Origin of the sequence: Thioclava sp. DLFJ5-1 (assembly GCF_002020115.1) — a bacterium.
Taxonomy (GTDB): Bacteria; Pseudomonadota; Alphaproteobacteria; order Rhodobacterales; family Rhodobacteraceae; genus Thioclava; species Thioclava sediminum.
Genome location: NZ_MPZU01000003.1, coordinates 124,158 through 141,050, shown reverse-complemented (window position 1 = coordinate 141,050; position 16,893 = coordinate 124,158). Strand labels below are relative to the sequence as shown.

At 60.7% G+C, this 16,893-nt stretch carries 18 protein-coding genes; 7 read left to right on the top strand and 11 right to left on the bottom strand.

The window, feature by feature from the left end; genetic code table 11:
• Position 1: 1 nt before the first annotated feature.
• The 7 genes from nadC to BMI86_RS11285 form a co-directional block, all read right to left on the bottom strand.
• Positions 2-838 (bottom strand): carboxylating nicotinate-nucleotide diphosphorylase, encoded by an 837-nt coding sequence (gene nadC / locus BMI86_RS11315; protein WP_078541503.1) that lies wholly within the window; start codon positions 836-838, stop codon positions 2-4.
• 1 nt (position 839) lies between these two features.
• On the bottom strand, positions 840-2,390 hold the full coding sequence (locus BMI86_RS11310; RefSeq protein WP_078541502.1) for an L-aspartate oxidase: 1,551 nt from the start codon (positions 2,388-2,390) through the stop codon (positions 840-842).
• Positions 2,387-3,439: a quinolinate synthase NadA gene (nadA, locus tag BMI86_RS11305; protein ID WP_078541501.1), complete on the bottom strand. Its 1,053-nt coding sequence runs from the start codon at positions 3,437-3,439 to the stop codon at positions 2,387-2,389. The genes BMI86_RS11310 and nadA overlap by 4 nt, the downstream gene beginning before the upstream one ends.
• Positions 3,440-3,541: 102 nt before the next feature.
• A complete protein-coding gene (dnaQ, locus tag BMI86_RS11300) occupies positions 3,542-4,240 on the bottom strand; it encodes a DNA polymerase III subunit epsilon (protein ID WP_078541749.1) in 699 nt (232 codons plus the stop codon).
• On the bottom strand, positions 4,233-4,832 hold the full coding sequence (gene coaE / locus BMI86_RS11295; protein WP_078541500.1) for a dephospho-CoA kinase: 600 nt from the start codon (positions 4,830-4,832) through the stop codon (positions 4,233-4,235). The genes dnaQ and coaE overlap by 8 nt, the downstream gene beginning before the upstream one ends.
• Positions 4,829-5,668, bottom strand: coding sequence for a shikimate dehydrogenase (locus BMI86_RS11290; RefSeq protein WP_078541499.1), 840 nt, complete (start codon positions 5,666-5,668; stop codon positions 4,829-4,831). The genes coaE and BMI86_RS11290 overlap by 4 nt, the downstream gene beginning before the upstream one ends.
• Entirely contained in the window at positions 5,665-6,258 is a 594-nt protein-coding gene (locus BMI86_RS11285; protein WP_078541498.1) for a Maf family protein, read from the bottom strand. Before BMI86_RS11285 ends, BMI86_RS11290 begins: the two co-directional genes overlap by 4 nt.
• Positions 6,259-6,662: 404 nt before the next feature.
• Here BMI86_RS11285 and BMI86_RS11280 point away from each other — a divergent pair, with 404 nt between their 5' ends.
• The 7 genes from BMI86_RS11280 to BMI86_RS11250 all read left to right on the top strand — a co-directional run bounded on the left by BMI86_RS11280 (position 6,663) and on the right by BMI86_RS11250 (position 14,041).
• Positions 6,663-7,127, top strand: coding sequence for a CopD family protein (locus tag BMI86_RS11280; RefSeq protein ID WP_078541497.1), 465 nt, complete (start codon positions 6,663-6,665; stop codon positions 7,125-7,127).
• Between the two features lie 134 nt (positions 7,128-7,261).
• Positions 7,262-8,533 (top strand): transcription termination factor Rho, encoded by a 1,272-nt coding sequence (gene rho, locus BMI86_RS11275; RefSeq protein ID WP_078522665.1) that lies wholly within the window; start codon positions 7,262-7,264, stop codon positions 8,531-8,533.
• A 34-nt stretch (positions 8,534-8,567) separates the two neighbouring features.
• The gene (gene mnmE, locus BMI86_RS11270; RefSeq protein ID WP_078541496.1) at positions 8,568-9,851 is read left to right on the top strand and encodes a tRNA uridine-5-carboxymethylaminomethyl(34) synthesis GTPase MnmE; all 1,284 of its coding nucleotides are present in this window, start codon (positions 8,568-8,570) and stop codon (positions 9,849-9,851) included.
• 12 nt (positions 9,852-9,863) lie between these two features.
• The gene (gene mnmG / locus BMI86_RS11265; RefSeq protein WP_078541495.1) at positions 9,864-11,726 is read left to right on the top strand and encodes a tRNA uridine-5-carboxymethylaminomethyl(34) synthesis enzyme MnmG; all 1,863 of its coding nucleotides are present in this window, start codon (positions 9,864-9,866) and stop codon (positions 11,724-11,726) included.
• Positions 11,723-12,352, top strand: a complete 630-nt coding sequence (gene rsmG, locus BMI86_RS11260; protein ID WP_078541494.1) for a 16S rRNA (guanine(527)-N(7))-methyltransferase RsmG — start codon at positions 11,723-11,725, stop codon at positions 12,350-12,352. The genes mnmG and rsmG overlap by 4 nt, the downstream gene beginning before the upstream one ends.
• Entirely contained in the window at positions 12,345-13,157 is an 813-nt protein-coding gene (locus BMI86_RS11255) for an AAA family ATPase (protein WP_078522668.1), read from the top strand. Before rsmG ends, BMI86_RS11255 begins: the two co-directional genes overlap by 8 nt.
• Positions 13,158-13,159: 2 nt before the next feature.
• Positions 13,160-14,041: a ParB/RepB/Spo0J family partition protein gene (locus BMI86_RS11250; protein ID WP_078541493.1), complete on the top strand. Its 882-nt coding sequence runs from the start codon at positions 13,160-13,162 to the stop codon at positions 14,039-14,041.
• On the opposite strand, the gene BMI86_RS11245 is transcribed toward BMI86_RS11250, so the two are convergent.
• The 4 genes from BMI86_RS11245 to rph are packed head-to-tail and all read right to left on the bottom strand — an operon-like array spanning position 14,042 to position 16,870.
• Complete coding sequence (locus BMI86_RS11245; RefSeq protein ID WP_078522670.1) at positions 14,042-14,395, bottom strand: YbaN family protein; 354 nt, start codon at positions 14,393-14,395, stop codon at positions 14,042-14,044.
• Positions 14,395-15,552, bottom strand: a complete 1,158-nt coding sequence (hemW, locus tag BMI86_RS11240) for a radical SAM family heme chaperone HemW (RefSeq protein WP_078541492.1) — start codon at positions 15,550-15,552, stop codon at positions 14,395-14,397. Before hemW ends, BMI86_RS11245 begins: the two co-directional genes overlap by 1 nt.
• Entirely contained in the window at positions 15,549-16,160 is a 612-nt protein-coding gene (gene rdgB / locus BMI86_RS11235) for an RdgB/HAM1 family non-canonical purine NTP pyrophosphatase (protein WP_078541491.1), read from the bottom strand. Before rdgB ends, hemW begins: the two co-directional genes overlap by 4 nt.
• Positions 16,157-16,870 (bottom strand): ribonuclease PH, encoded by a 714-nt coding sequence (gene rph, locus BMI86_RS11230; RefSeq protein ID WP_078541490.1) that lies wholly within the window; start codon positions 16,868-16,870, stop codon positions 16,157-16,159. The genes rdgB and rph overlap by 4 nt, the downstream gene beginning before the upstream one ends.
• Between the last annotated feature and the right edge of the window lie 23 nt (positions 16,871-16,893).

Below are 16,893 nucleotides of genomic sequence, written 5' to 3'. Positions count from 1 at the left end.
CTCAGAAATCGAGACCCAGATCGAGCGTCCGGGCCGAATGGGTGAGCGCGCCGGAGGAGATGTAATCCACACCGGTCGCCGCCACTTCGGCAATCCGCTCGAGCGTCATGTTGCCCGAAGCTTCCAGAACCACGCGGCCCGCATTCAGCGCCACGGCCGCGCGAAGTTCCGCGCTGTCCATATTGTCGAGCAGGATGACATCGGCCCCGCCGATCTTCAGCGCTTCTTCCATCTGGCGCAGCGTATCGACTTCCAGCTCGATCCGCATCATATGGCTGCGCGCCGCTTTCGCAGCCTCCAGCACCGCGCGCACGCCACCGGCCGCCGCGATATGGTTATCCTTGATCAGGATCGCGTCCGACAGTCCGTAACGATGGTTAAAACCGCCGCCATGGGTCACTGCGGCCTTCTCCAGAACGCGCAGACCCGGCGTCGTTTTCCGCGTGCAGGTGATACGCGCCTTGGTGCCTTCGGTTTTCGCGACAAAGCCTGCGGTTTTCGTGGCAATTCCGCTGAGGCGGCCTGCGAAATTCAGCGCCACACGCTCCGCCATCAAGATCGAGGCCGCCGATCCGTCGACCGTCAGCAACGTCTCGCCCGCCTGGCACGGTTTACCATCGGCGATCAGGATCGACACGCGCAGCGTGGGATCGACCAGCCGGAACGCCATTGCCGCGACCTGCATCCCCGAAACCACGCCATTTTCGCGCGCTTTCAGCCGCGCGGAATAGGTTTTGCCCGTCGGGATCACCGCATTGGTCGTCGCGTCGCCCATCGGCGAGAGGTCTTCGACCAGCGCGGCGCGGACAATCGGTTCGATCAGCAAATCGGGCAGCATGTCAGTCCTCCAAGGCAGCGGCGCGGATGTTCAGCGCCTCCTCCAGCGTGATTTTCGTTCTCTCCGCCAGTTTCGGGTTCATCTCCGGGAAATCCGATCGGAAATGCCCCCCGCGGCTTTCCTCGCGCGCAAGCGCCGCCGCAGCAATCAACGTGGCCGTGGCGGTCATGTTCCGCATCGTTTCCGTGCGAGCCTCCGCCTCGATCTGCGAAATGACCCGTAGCGCGGCTTTCAATCCATCCGCGTCGCGCACGACGCCGACGCCGTCGGTCATGGCTTTTCGTAGGACCTGCACGGCTGGCTCATTCACCGGGACATCGCCTTCCGGGAAATCTGGGTTAACCGTTTCGACGTCGGGGATCTCCCCAAGCTCTGCGGCGATCCCGACAGCACAGATCCGCGCGAAGACCAAGGCCTCCAGCAATCCGTTCGAAGCCAGACGGTTCGCCCCGTGAAGGCCGGTCGACGACGCCTCGCCACAGACCCAAAGCCGATCGAGCGAACTGCGCCCTTCGGTATCGGTATCGATACCGCCCATGTGGTAATGCGCGGCGGGCGCGACGGGGATCACGCCGGAAACAGGGTCTATTCCAGCCCGTTCACAAGCTTCGGCGACAGCCGGGAAACGCGTGAGAACCTCGGCCCCAAGCGCTGCGCGCGTATCCAGAGCGGGCTCTCGTCCGGCTTTACGTTCCAGATACACCGCCCGCGCCACGATATCGCGCGGCGCAAGCTCGGCATCGGGATGAACCGAAAGCATGAAGCGTTCGCCATCCGCGTTCACGAGTGTTGCGCCCTCACCGCGCAGCGCCTCGGTCGCAAGCGGGGCAGGGTCTTCGCCACTCGCGATCGCGGTCGGATGAAACTGGACGAATTCCGGATCGGCGATCCGCGCCCCGGCGCGCGCCGCCATCCCGATCACCTGCCCACGAATGCGCGGCGGGTTCGTCGTGACGGCAAACAGCCCGCCCGACCCGCCGCCCGCCAGCAGGATCGCCGGGCTTTTGATCAGCACGGGCCCCGAGGGCTCGAACGCGCGCTCGATCCACACGCCGGTGACGCGACCGTCTTCCGTCTCCAGATGCGTCGCCAAAACGCCCTCGAGAACCTGAACCGATGGGGTTTGCCGGACGGCGGCCACGAGGGTTTGCATGATCTCGCGCCCGGCCTGATCCCCCTTCACCCGAACGACCCGCGCGTGGCTATGCGCCGCCTCGCGCGACATCACGTAATCACCCTCCGGATCGCGATCGAACGGCGTGCCGAGTTCGGTTAATGCAAGGATGTGCTGACGCGCTTCTTCAGTCACCAAATGCGCGATTTGCGGTGAAACAGTGCCTGCTCCGGCGATCATCGTGTCGCGCGCATGAGAGGCGGGCGTATCTCCAACCGACATCGCGGCCGCGACACCGCCCTGGGCCCAGGCCGAGGACGCGCCTTCGCCCAGAGTTTCCGGCGAGATGATGAGAACGGGGCGGGGCGCAAGGCTGAGCGCCGCATAAAGCGCCCCCAGACCGGCGCCGACGATAATGATCCGTCGCGTTTCGATCACTTCGCGAGGGTCCGGGACAGCTCGATCATCCGCTCGACCGCGATCCGCGCCTTTTCGGCGACCTGCGGATCGACGATCACTTCCTCGGTCCCGGTATGCAGCGACCACAGGATTTTCTCGAGCGTGATTTTCTTCATGTAGGGGCACATATTGCACGGACCCACAAAATCTACTTCCGGCAACGCATCGGCGATGTTCGACGCCATCGAGCATTCGGTGACCAACATCGCCTCTTTCGGCTTGTTGGTTTCGACGTAGTTGATGATCCCCGAGGTCGAACCCGAGAAATCCGACGCCGCGACGACGTCGGGCGGGCATTCGGGGTGCGCGATGATCCGTGTATTCGGATGCATCGATCGGAAGTCGTTGATATCCTTGGCAGTATACTGCTCGTGGACGATGCACGAGCCCTCCCACCAGACGACATTCTTCTCGGGGACCTCATTCGCCACGTTCTGCGCAAGATACTGGTCCGGCGTCATGATGACGGTGTTGCTCTCCATCGCGCGCACGATCTGCGCAGCGTTGGACGAGGTGCAGCAGATATCGGACGCCGCTTTCACCTCGGCGGTCGTATTAACGTAGCTTACCACGGGCGCGCCGGGATATTTGGTGCGCATCTCCGCGATACCGTCGGCGGTGATCGACTCCGCCAGCGAACAACCGGCCTTCATATCAGGGATAAGGACAGTCTTGGCCGGGTTTAGGATTTTCGACGTCTCGGCCATGAAATGCACGCCGCATTGGACGATCGTCCCGGCCTGAACCTTCGTGGCCTCGATGGCGAGCTGAAGACTGTCACCCACAACATCTGCTACGCCGTGATAGATTTCCGGCGTCATGTAGTTGTGCGCGAGAATTACCGCGTTTTTCTCTTTTTTCAGACGATTGATCGCGCGGATATAGGGCGCGTAGCGCGCGAAATCCGGCAGAGGGATAACGCGATCCATCTTTGCGTGGATGTCCCGCATTTCTTCTGCCAGCTCAATGGATGGCGCAAGATCGTACGTCTCGGCCAGCGTGGCACGCATTTCGGTCAGGTCCAGCATGGACGGTCCTCCCGCTCTCTCCCTAAGAAGCCCCCGATTTAAGGGAGGTTGACGCTCGGTTAAATGGAAAACTTGCTTATTATGTCAGAAAACCCGACGTTTTCAGTCGTAGCGGTTCCAGATCGCGGCTTCACCAAGCTGGGCTACGAAGGCAGCATGCGCCTCGGCCTCCTCGGCAGTCAAGCGCGGGGGCAGGGGCTCGGGGCGAGGCTTCGGGCGCCAGTCTTGATTGGCTCCGGCCTGACGTTTCTGTCCCGTTTCAACGGGTTGCAACCCGAAGCCCGGCTGCCGACCACCGATCAGCTCGAGATAAACCTCGGCCAGAATTTCACTATCAAGCAACGCGCCATGCAGCGTCCGCGATGAGTTGTCGATGCTGAAGCGGCGGCACAGCGCATCAAGCGTCGCGGGCGAGCCCGGAAATCTCCGCCGCGCCATTGCCAGCGTATCGAGCGCGCGATCATCCGGGATCAGCGGCATTCCGGCCCAGCCAAGCTCGGCATTCAGGAATTTCATGTCGAACTTGGCATTGTGGATCACGAGGACCGAGTCCGTGCCGATGAAATTCAGAAAATCGAGGCCGATCTGGGCGAATTTGGGTTTGTCCGACAGGAATTCGTCGCCCAGCCCGTGCACCTGAAAAGCTTCCTGGGGCATCGACCGCTCAGGGTTAATGTACTGGTGATAGGTGTTACCGGTCGGCATGTGGTTGAAGAGCTCAACCGCACCGATCTCCACGATCCGGTCACCTTCTCCCGGCTCGAAACCCGTGGTTTCGGTATCGAGAACGATTTCACGCATCTTGCTCACCCCTGATCTTCGCAATCAGGTTTCGCACATCTTGGCGGGTCTGCTCAAGATCGAGGGTTTCGATCACGAAGGTTGCGCGACGTCGTTTCTCCTTATCCGGCATCTGGCGCGACAGAATGAAATCAAGCTGCGCCTCGGTCATGCCCGGCCGTTCGAGAACACGCGCGCGCTGAACCTCAGCCGGGGCGGTGACCACGAGCGTTGCATCGCAGGCAGCGTCAGCCCCGGTCTCGAACAAAAGCGGGATATCGAGAAGGATCAGATCCGCCTCCGGATGCGCGGCGATGAAGTCGCTTCGCGAGGCCGTGGTCAGCGGATGAACAATCGATTCAAGGCGGGTTAGAGCCTTTTTATCTCGGGCGAGCAGCTTTTTCAGCTCGGCCCGGTCCACCGCTCCATCATTGACCGCAGACGGGAAGACCGCGGCAATCGGCGCAACGGCCGCACCACCCTTCGCGTAGAGATCGTGCACCGTCTGATCCGCATCCCACACGGGAATTCCCGCCTCGGCGAACATCGCTGCCGTCGTGGATTTTCCCATCCCGATGGAGCCGGTCAGCCCGAGCAGGAAAGGATTGCTCATGCCCCGAGCACCGCGTTGCGGACTGTTTCGGTCACTTCCGGGCGCTGGCCGAACCAGCGCTCAAACCCGGGAACGGCTTGGTGCAGAAGCATTCCGAGCCCGTCGACCACGGTGCATCCCACGTCTTCAGCCTCGGCGAGGAATTTCGTCTTAAGAGGTGTGTAGACGAGATCGCAGCAGGTCGCGCTGGGACGCAACGCATCGAGCGGAACGCGGAATTCCGATTTGCCGACCATGCCCAGCGAGGTCGTGTTCACGACGGTCGCGGCATCTTCGAGCATGTTGCCCGCCTGAACCCAATCGTAAACGACGAGACGCGCGCCGAATTCCTGGCGCAGCGCATCTGCGCGCGCCCGGGTGCGGTTCGAGATACGGATTTCCGGCGCACCGCTTTCCAGAAGCGAGGCGACGATGGCGCGCGCAGCCCCGCCAGCGCCCAGAACTGCGGCCGGACCGGACTTGGGATCCCAGTTCGGCGCATTCTGCCGCAGATTGGCGATAAAGCCGTAACCATCTGTATTATCGGCGTAAATCTTACCATCAGGCCGGAAAACCAAGGTGTTCGCCGCCCCGATCAGTGCCGCGCGATCGGAAATGACATCGGCGATCTCAAGCGCGCGGATCTTGTGTGGGATTGTCACATTGGTCCCGACGAACCCCGCCTTCGGCAGGCTCCGCAGCACGGTTTCCAGATCGTCTCTCGCCACATCCATCGGAATGTAGAACCCGTCGATCCCGTATTCGGCGAACCACGTCCGAAACAGGAGCGGCGAGCGCGAATGCGCGACCGGCGATCCAATGACGCCAGCGAGGGGAATGCGCGGATGATCCGTCATGTCGTGAAGTCTCCTCGGGCGTGAAGCCAGTTCAGAAATTCGATCAGGGGAAGGCCCAGGACGGCAAAATAGTCGCCTTGGACGCGGGAGAAAAGACGGACGCCTTCTTCCTCGAGTTTGTAGCTGCCGACCGACCAGCGAATGCTGTCCCAGTTGCGGGCGACGTAATCGTCAATGAACGGCTCCGACAGCGTGTGCATCGTGAGGCGCACTTCGCCGACATGCCGCCAAAGTGGCTCGCCATCCCGGATCGCGACCATCGCGGAGAGAAGCTTGTGGGTCTGGCCGGAGAGGGCGCACAGCTGAGATTTCGCATCTTCCGGCGTCTCGGGCTTCGACAACACCGCGCCTTTAAGCTCAAGAACCTGATCCGCGCCAATCACCAACTCCCCGGGGTGGCGCGCCGAGAGCTTCGCGGCCTTCATCTCGGCGAGGAGGTCCGCCACGTCGCGCGGCTTCGCCTCTTCGGCCTCCAGGCTCCGGCGGATCATGTCTTCATCGATGCGCGCGGGCTGCACGGTCACGGCCAGGCCAGCATTGCGCAGCAGCTGCGCGCGGATTTCTGAGGCGGAGGCGAGGAGGATGTTCATGAACTTGTGGATAAGCGGGCGCAGAAGTATCGGGGTTGAATTGGGCATAACGCGGATCGGCGGATTACTCCACCGGATCGGCACGTTTCATGGCAGATTTCCGAAACTTGTCCACCTGTGGAATTCGGATTCGAGCCATTGGGGACATGCCGGGGATTTCACAATTTTCTCCCAAGAGTTATCCACAGGTTGACGTTGTGACTCTCTGAAAAAGAATCACGCGATATCAATATTTTACGAAACATGCTTCGGGAAAAATATTAGTGCGCGCCTGATGTTTTCCGCCTGTGGAGAAAGTCTTGATAAAGTGTTAATCCACATCATCAACAGGCCCTACATCATCATCATCTTTTTCTTTAAAGAATCTTTTTTGAAGATGATGGCAGCTGTCAGCCGGAGGCGAGATGACCGATTTCCTGAGCACTTGGTATTTGTGGATCAAAGCACTGCATGTGATGGCGATCATCACCTGGATGGCGGCCCTGTTCTATTTGCCGCGACTTTACGTTTACCACGTCGAGGGGCTGAACAAGGCGGGCATGGAGCGAGATAGCGATCAGGAGCTTCTGTTCCGGCATCAGGAACGGCTTCTTCTCAAGGCCATCATGAACCCGGGGATGATCGCGAGCTGGCTCTTTGGACTGATGCTGGTCTTCACGCCGGGGATCGTCGATTGGTCGAGCATCTGGCCCTGGACGAAGGCTGCCGCCGTTCTCGGCATGACCTGGTTCCACATGTGGTGCGCGAAGGAACGCAAGGCGCTCGCAGAGGGCAGGGCGAATCGCAGCGGGCGCTACTACCGGATGATGAACGAGATCCCGACGATCTTCATGATCGTTATCGTCGCCTCGGTGATCGTGAAATTCTGACTTTCGTTGACTCAGTGACGCTTTGCGCTTATCTGCGGGATCAAGCCACGGCCGTCCTGGTCGACCGGTTTTTCTGTTACATGACGAATTTATGCGTCCATCGTTGAGATGAGGCGCCAGCTGCAGGTAATCCGATGAGCGATGAACGCCTCAATCTCTCCGATTTGAAAGCTAAGAGCCCGAAGGAACTTCTGGCGCTGGCCGAAGAATGGGAGATCGAAAACGCCTCGACCATGCGCAAGGGCGAGATGATGTTCTCGATCCTGAAGGAGCATGCCGAGGATGACTGGGTCATCGGCGGCGATGGCGTGCTGGAAGTGCTGCAGGACGGCTTCGGCTTCCTGCGCTCGACCGAAGCGAACTATCTGCCGGGTCCCGACGATATCTACGTCTCGCCCGACATGATCCGCCAGCACAGCCTGCGCACCGGCGACACCGTCGAAGGCGTGATCCGCGCCCCCGGCGAGAACGAGCGGTATTTCGCGTTAACGAAGGTTGAGCGGATCAACTTCGAGGAGCCTGAGAAAGCGCGCCACAAGGTCGCTTTCGATAACCTCACGCCGCTCTATCCTGACGAGCGTCTGAAGATGGAAATCGAGGATCCGACGATCAAGGATCGCTCGGCCCGGATCATCGACCTCGTCGCGCCGATCGGTAAGGGTCAGCGTTCGCTGATCGTGGCGCCGCCGCGGACCGGTAAGACGGTGCTGCTGCAGAACATCGCGACCTCGATCGAGCAGAACCATCCGGAATGTTACCTGATCGTACTGCTGATCGACGAACGCCCGGAAGAAGTGACCGACATGCAGCGCTCGGTGAAGGGGGAGGTCGTGTCCTCGACTTTCGACGAACCGGCAACGCGTCACGTCGCGGTCTCCGATATGGTTATCGAAAAGGCCAAGCGCCTGGTCGAGCATAAGCGCGATGTCGTTATTTTGCTGGACTCGATCACCCGTCTGGGCCGCGCCTTCAACACCGTCGTTCCGAGCTCGGGCAAGGTGCTGACTGGTGGTGTCGACGCGAACGCGCTGCAGCGTCCGAAGCGCTTCTTCGGTGCTGCGCGGAACATCGAAGAGGGCGGCTCGCTGACCATCATCGCGACTGCGCTGATCGATACCGGCTCGCGGATGGACGAGGTCATCTTCGAAGAATTCAAAGGCACCGGTAACTCGGAAATCGTGCTGGACCGCAAGGTCGCGGACAAGCGCGTCTTCCCGGCGATGGACATCCTCAAATCCGGTACACGGAAAGAAGAGTTGCTCGTCGATCAGAAGGATCTGCAGAAAACCTACCTTCTGCGCCGCATCCTGAACCCGATGGGCACGACCGATGCGATCGAGTTCCTGATTTCGAAGCTCAAGCAGACCAAGACGAACTCGGAATTCTTCGACTCGATGAACGGCTGAGGCCGTCCTATCTTCCGCTGGGAAGAGGATTGCTATGGACACGATCTATGCTCTGGCCACGGCCCGCGGAAAAGCGGGCGTGGCCGTCATTCGTATTTCAGGACCGCTGGCGTGGCAGGCGGCGCGGAACTTGGCAGGGACCCTGCCGGAGCCGCGCGTTGCGGGGCTGCGGCGGTTGCGGCTCGCGGGTGAGGAACTCGACGAGGCAGTGGTGCTCTGTTTCGAGCGCGGGGCCAGCTTTACCGGCGAAGAGGTCGCGGAGCTGCATATCCACGGCGCTATCGCGACGGTTTCCGCCGTGTTGCGCGCCCTTGGGCAGATCGACGGGTTGCGGCTTGCGGAGCCTGGTGAGTTTACCCGGCGGGCGTTGGAGAATGAGCGGCTCGATCTGGCGCAGGTCGAAGGGCTCTCCGATCTGATCGAGGCGGAAACCGAAGCGCAGCGCAAGCAGGCATTGAAGGTTCTCTCGGGCGCGGTTGGCGCTCTGGTCGAGGATTGGCGCGCAAAGCTGATCCGGGCAGGCGCGTTGATCGAAGCCACAATCGACTTCGCGGACGAAGAAGTTCCGGTCGATGTTTCGCCCGAGGTGTTGGAACTGATCGACGCGGTCAGCGCCGGAATTCGCGATGAATTGCGCCGTCTTGGCGCGGCGGAGCGTATTCGCGAAGGGTTCGAGGTCGCGATTGTCGGGCGGCCGAATGCCGGTAAATCAACCTTGCTTAACGCGCTGGCGGGGCGCGAAGCGGCGATCACCTCCGAATTCGCAGGCACGACGCGCGATGTCATCGAGGTGCGGATGGAGATTGGCGGGCAGGCGGTGACCTTGCTCGATACCGCTGGGCTTCGCGAAACCGACGATGTCGTGGAGGCGATCGGGGTGGAACGGGCGCTCGACCGCGCGCGACAATCCGATCTGCGTGTTTTCCTGCTCGACGGCGAGGAAGTCCCGCTGATCGCGCCGGAGCCGGGCGATCTGGTGGTGCATGGCAAAGCCGATATCGCTTCGCATGATGGGCTGAACGTTTCCGGGAAAACGGGCGAAGGGCTTGGCGAATTGCTCGCTGCGATCGAAGAACGTCTGTCCGGGCTTGGCGAAGGCGCCGGCGTAATGACTCGCGAACGGCACAGGGTTGCGATGCGGCGCGCATTCGGGGCTTTGGAATCGGCGCGAGATGAGGTATTGCGCGGGTCCGACCAAAGCGAGCTGGCAGCGGAATCACTGCGCCAGGCGGCTTGGGCGCTGGAAGCGTTGCTCGGTCGGGTGGATGTCGAGAACCTGTTGGACGAAATTTTCTCGAGCTTCTGCATCGGAAAGTAAGGAGTGTTTCACGTGAAACATTACGACGTCATCGTGATCGGAGGCGGGCACGCCGGAACCGAGGCAGCCCACGCGGCGGCCCGGATGGGTGCGCAGGTGGCTTTGGTGACGCTTCGCGCCGATGCGATCGGGGTAATGTCGTGCAATCCGGCGATCGGTGGGCTTGGTAAAGGCCACCTGGTCCGCGAGATCGACGCGCTGGATGGCGTTATGGGGCGCTTGGCAGACGCTGCGGGTATCCAGTTTCGCCTTCTTAACAGACGTAAAGGCCCCGCGGTGCAAGGCCCGCGCGCTCAAGCGGATCGCAAACTCTACCGCGAGGCTGCCCAGCGTATGACCGCGGCGCAGCCCAACCTCGAGGTGGTCGAGGGGGAGGTGACCGATCTGCGCGTTGAAGGCGGCCGGGTCACTGGTGTGGTGCTGGCCGACGGTGTGACGCTTAACTGTCAGTCGGCGATCCTGACGTCTGGGACTTTCCTGAATGGCGTGATCCATATCGGCGACCAGCAGCGTCCGGGTGGCCGTATCGGAGATCGGCCTTCGCGCGCGTTGGCAGAACGCCTTTACGCGATGGATCTTCCGATGGGCCGGCTGAAAACCGGCACGCCGCCGCGGCTGGATGGCAAGACGATTGCCTGGGACAAGCTGGAGAGTCAGCCCGGCGATGACGACCCGGTGATGTTTTCCTTCCTGAACCGGAGCCCCGAGGTGCGGCAAATCTCTTGCGGGATCACCCATACAAACGCGCGCACGCATGACATCATCCGGGGCAACCTCGACCGCTCTGCGATGTACGGCGGTCATATTTCCGGGGTTGGGCCCCGCTATTGCCCGTCGATCGAAGACAAGGTCGTGCGCTTCGCGGACAAGGACTCGCATCAGATTTTCCTTGAGCCCGAAGGCCTGGACGACGACACGGTCTATCCGAACGGGATTTCCACCTCGCTGCCGGTGGATGTTCAGGAAGATTACGTCCATTCGATTTTCGGGTTGGAAGAGGCGAAGATCCTGCAGCCCGGTTACGCGATCGAATATGACTATGTCGATCCGCGCGCGCTGGATGCGACGCTGCAGTTACGTGCTGTGCCCGGCCTATATCTTGCGGGTCAGATCAACGGAACCACAGGATATGAGGAGGCCGCAGCTCAAGGCCTCGTCGCTGGTTTGAATGCGGCATCCTCTGCGAAGGCGGGCGCGCCGGTGCATTTCAGCCGGACGTCGAGCTATATCGGTGTGATGATCGACGATCTGACGTCGCGCGGGGTAACGGAACCTTACCGCATGTTTACCTCGCGGGCCGAGTTCCGCCTGTCGCTGCGGGCCGACAATGCCGACCAGCGCCTGACGGGAATGGGGATCGAGATCGGCTGCGTTGGCGAGGCGCGCCGGGTTCTGTTTGAAAAGAAATCCGCCGATCTGACGGCAGGTCGGGAGCTGCTGCAGTCGATCTCGCTAACACCCAAGGAAGCCAAGGCGAAGGGCTTCAAGGTGAACGAGGACGGGACGCGGCGGACCGCTTTCGATCTTTTGTCTTTCCCCGATATCACGATGCCCGCGCTGCAAGAGGCGCTGCCGGAATTGCAGGATCTCTCCGATGAGACGGCGCGGCAGCTGTCGATCGATGCGCTCTATGCAAATTACGTTGCGCGTCAGGAGGTCGATGCGGCTTCCCTTAAGCGCGATGAGGGCTGGGAAATTCCCGAAGATTTCGATTTTGATTCCCTGCAGGGGCTCTCGAACGAGTTGAAGGGTAAACTTAAGCGCGCGATGCCGAAAACTTTGGGGCAGGCGGGGCGTGTCGACGGCGTGACTCCGGCGGCGCTGACTTTGATCTTGGCGCGGCTGCGGCAATCAAAGCGGGCACGCTCGGCATGACGACGCCCGAGGCCGAAGATTTCGCAGCGCGATTCGATGTTTCACGTGAAACATTGGATAAGCTGTTTGCCTATGAGACGCTGCTCAAGAAGTGGAATCCCGCGATTAACCTCGTTGCGAAGTCGACCTTGGAGGATATGTGGTCGCGCCACTTTCTCGATTCGGCACAGATATTCGCGATGGCACCGGAAAATGCGCGAATTTGGGCGGATTTCGGGGCAGGGGGCGGCTTTCCGGGTTTGGTGATCGCGATTCTGTCGGCCGAAAAAGCGCCAGAACGCCAAGTCATTTTGGTCGAATCGGATCTGCGAAAATCGGCATTTCTCTCGACGGTCACACGAGAGCTGTCGCTCAATATCCGCGTTCTTGCGCAACGAATCGAAGAGATCGCCCCGCTGAAAGCCGATGTCGTCTCGGCCCGAGCCCTCGCGAATCTGCCGAAACTACTGGAATTCAGCGCCCGGCACCTGAAGCCCTCCGGCATCGCTATCTTCCCGAAGGGCGCGCGCTGGCAGGAAGAACTTGCGCAGGCGCAGGAAAGCTGGTCCTTTGACTACGAGGCGATCGAAAGCCTCAGCGATCCAAACAGTGTTGTCCTGAAAATCCACGGAGCCGAGCGTGTCTGATCCAATTCGCGCAAATGAACCGAAAATCATTGCGATTGCGAACCAGAAAGGCGGCGTGGGAAAGACGACGACGGCGATCAACCTCGCGGCAGGGCTGGTAGAAGCCGGGCGCAAGGTTCTTTTGATCGATCTCGATCCGCAGGGGAATGCGTCGACGGGCCTCGGGATTGAGCCCGATGATCGCGAGCTGACGACCTACGATCTGCTGATCGAAGACGCGCCGGTTTCCTCGGTTTTGCACAAGACCGAAATCGACGGCCTGTACCTCTGCCCGGCGACGACGGACCTGTCTTCGGCGGATATGGAGCTTGTCTCGACCGAAAAGCGCAGCTTCCTTCTGCATGACGCACTACGACATCCAGATGTTGATAGCTATGGCTTCGACTATATCTTGATCGATTGCCCGCCATCACTGAGCCTTCTGACGATCAACGCAATGGTTGCGTCGCATTCGGTTCTGGTGCCGCTGCAGGCGGAATTCTTCGCGCTCGAAGGGCTTTCGCAGCTGATGCTGACGATCCGGGAGATCCGCCTGAGCGCGAATCGTAACCTGCGAATCGAGGGAGTTGTTCTCACGATGTATGACGTGCGGAACAATCTCTCGCAGCAGGTGGAGGCGGATGCGCGCGCGACGTTGGGCGAGCTGGTGTTCCGAACGATGATCCCGCGGAATGTGCGGGTCTCCGAGGCGCCATCCTATGCGATGCCGGTGCTCAGCTACGACAGCAGTTCGCGTGGGGCGTTGGCCTATCGGAATCTCGCCAGCGAATTGATGTCGCGGCATGAACTGGCAAAGGCGGTGTGAGAATGGCGAAGGAACGCGAAAAGCGTGGATTGGGGCGTGGTTTGTCGGCTTTGATGGCGGATGTTGATTTGAATCCGACCGAGACGACGGCGCCTCCGCGTCGCCCTGAGCAATATGTTCCGGTCGAAAAGATCGAGCCGAACCCCGATCAGCCACGTCGTGATTTCGAGCCGGCCGCTTTGGAAGAACTGGCGTCTTCGATTCGCGAAAAGGGTGTGATTCAGCCGCTTATCGTGCGCAAACATCCGACGAAGCCCGATCATTACGAGATTGTGGCCGGTGAACGCCGGTGGCGCGCGTCGCAGATGGCCAAGCTGCACCAGCTTCCGGTCATCATTCGCGAATTTAACGACACGGAAGTGCTGGAAGTCGCGATCATCGAGAATATTCAGCGTGCCGATCTCAACGCGCTCGAAGAGGCGCTTGCGTATAAGCAGTTGATGAGCCGCTTCGGGCATACGCAGGAAAAACTGGCCGAGGCGCTGTCGAAAAGCCGTAGCCACATCGCGAATCTGATGCGTCTGCTGCAGCTGCCCGAAGAAGTGCAGGTCTATCTGCGTGAGGGGAAGCTGTCTGCCGGTCATGCGCGGGCGATGATCACCGCCGAAGATCCGGTCAGCCTGGCGAAACAGGCCGTTGCGAAGACGCTTTCGGTGCGTGATGTCGAGAAACTTGCCAAGAAGCAGCAGGGCGGGGAGGAGCGCAAAGCGCGTCCGAAGCCTCAGAAAGACGCTGACACGCGGGCGCTCGAGGGCGATCTGTCCGCGACGATCGGGATGAAGGTCGCGATCGATCATACCAGCAGCGGCGGCGGCAAGATTACGATTGCTTACGACGATCTGGAGGAGCTCGACAAGCTTTGCCAGATGCTCAGCAACGGCTGATCAGCTATTCGGGCGCGTCCAGATGAAAATCAGGACGCCGAGCAGGGTGATCCCCTGAATCGCCAGGATTTCTAACGGTAACCGGAAGGCCAAAGACAGGCCGAAAGCCGCGAAAACAGACACTGTTGCCGCGATTTTTGCGCGTTTCGCGATAGCGCGGCGTTCTTGCCAGTCAATGATCTGCGGTCCGAAGCGCGGATGAGTGATGATCCAGTTGTGCAGACGATCAGAGGATCGCGCGAAGCAAAACGTCGCCAGAAGCATCAGCGGAACGGTCGGGACGAGCGGCAGAAATAGCCCGATGATCCCGATCCCGGCCGAGATGATGCCAAGCGTGAGCCAGAGGATGCGCATCAGGGGATGAGATCGCGAATGATGGCGTTCAAGACCGGGCGGCCTCGATCCGTCGCGCGCAGAAATCCGTTCTCTCTCTCAACCATGCCGATATCCTCAAGATGGCGCATCGTCGCCTCATCGAGCGGTGAACGCGAGATCGTGTTGAACCGTTCCATCTCGAGCCCTTCGGACAGGCGCAGCGCGAAGAGAAGATATTCGATTGCCTGCTCTTCGCGGGGCAGGGCGGCGCGTTCGTTCTCTCCAGCACCGGTTTTTTCCACCTGCGCAAGCCAGGCGCCGGGCTGTTTGAGCGTATCGGTGGCGTGGCGGACACTGTTTTCGGTCAGGCGTCCATGTGCGCCTGGGCCGATACCGATATAGTCGCCATAACGCCAATAAATCAGGTTGTGGCGGCTCTCGGCGCCCGGGCGCGCGTGGTTCGAGATCTCGTAGGCGGGCAGGCCGTGCTTCTCGCAGATTTCCTGCGTCGCGAAATACATTTCGGCGGAGATATCGTCCTCCGGAATGCCGCGCAGCTTGCCCGCGTCGTGTCGCGCGCCGAATACCGTGCCGGGTTCGATGGTCAGCTGATAGAGCGATAGATGGTCGACCGCCATTTTCAGCGCCTCGTCCAGCTCTGCTTTCCAATCTTCGATCGTCTGGTGCTGGCGCGCGTAGATCAGATCGAAGCTCACACGCTCGAACTGCTTGCGCGCAATGTCGAAAGCTTTCTGGCCTTCTGCGACCGAGTGCATCCGCCCCAGACGACGGAGATCTTCGTCGTTCAGGGCCTGCATTCCCATCGAAACTCGGCTCACGCCAGCCTCGGAAAAGGCTCTAAACCGCCCGGATTCGACACTTGTGGGGTTCGCTTCGAGGGTAATCTCGAAATCGTTGCTGGTTTGCCAGTTCCTGCGGATGCGCTCGATGATTGCGGCGACGATGTCGGGATCCATCAGCGAGGGTGTGCCGCCGCCGAAGAAAACCGTGTTCAGAATCCGACCTTCGGTCTCTGCGGCATAGCGGTCGAGTTCGCTGAGATAGGCAGAGAGCCATCGTTTCTGATCGATGGCGGTCGCGACATGGGAATTGAAGTCGCAATAGGGGCATTTGGCGGCACAGAACGGCCAGTGAAGGTAGAGGCCGAACCCTCCGTGCCGCCAATCCTCGGTCATTTCGCGTCGAAAATCGTCACGAACTTGCGGAAAGCATCCGCACGGTGCGAAATCTCGTTCTTTTGCGCGGGATCCATCTCCGCGAAGGTCTGGTCATAGCCATCGGGCTGGAACATCGGGTCATACCCATGCCCGAGAGCGCCGCGCATCGGCCAAACCAGCTGACCTTCGACACGGCCGTCGAACACCTCGTCATGCCCGTCGGGCCAGGCGAGAACCAGGGTAGAGCGGAAGCGCGCGGTCCGCGGCAGCTCCGCTTCGATCTCGTCGCAGGCTTTCCAGGTCTTTTCCATCGCCATGGTGAAGTCGCGCCCGTTGGGGGTGGTTGCCCAATCGGCCGTGTAAACGCCCGGCGCACCGTCGAGACAGTCGACTTCGATGCCGGAATCGTCCGCCAAGGCGGGCAGGCCGGTCGCATTCGCCGCGGCATGGGCCTTGATCCGCGCATTGCCGACGAAGGTGCTCTCGGTCTCTTCCGGCTCGGGGAGGTTCATCTCCTTCGCGCCGACGACCTCGACGCCGAAAGGCGCGAGGATCGCTTTGATCTCCTCGAGCTTTCCGGCGTTATGGGTCGCAACCAGCAGCTTCTTTTCGGTGAAGGTTCTCATTCGACTGCGGCTTTCTGCATTTCGACAAGCTTCGCAGCGCCTTCCTCTGCCAGATCGAGAAGCCGATCCATCTGTTCGCGCGAGAATGTCGCGCCTTCGGCCGACATCTGCACTTCGATCAACTTGCCGCGCCCGGTCATGATGAAATTCCCGTCAGTGCCCGCTTCGCTATCCTCGGCATAGTCGAGATCGGCGACCGGCTGACCCGCGTAAATGCCACAGGACAGGGCTGCGACATGATCGAGCAGCGGATCGGAAGTGCAGGCGCCCGATTTCAGCAGCTTGTTCGTGGCGAGACGCAGCGCGACCCAACCGCCGGTGATCGAGGCGCAGCGCGTGCCGCCATCGGCTTGGATCACATCGCAATCGACGACGATCTGACGTTCGCCAAGCGCCGAACGATCAACGCCAGCGCGCAGAGCGCGACCGATAAGCCTTTGAATTTCAACGGTTCTTCCGCCTTGCTTGCCCGCAGCGGCCTCACGACGGTTGCGCGTGTTGGTCGCACGCGGCAGCATGCCGTATTCCGCCGTCACCCAGCCAAGGCCAGAGCCTTTGAGGAAAGACGGCGCGCGGTCTTCGATCGTGGCGGTGCACAGCACATGGGTGTCGCCCATTTTGATCAGGCAAGACCCTTCGGCGTGTTTCGTAACCCCGGTTTCGATTGAAATCGGGCGAAGTTCACTTAACTCTCTGCCGGATGGGCGCATCGTGGGGTCCTTTCTAATGAATT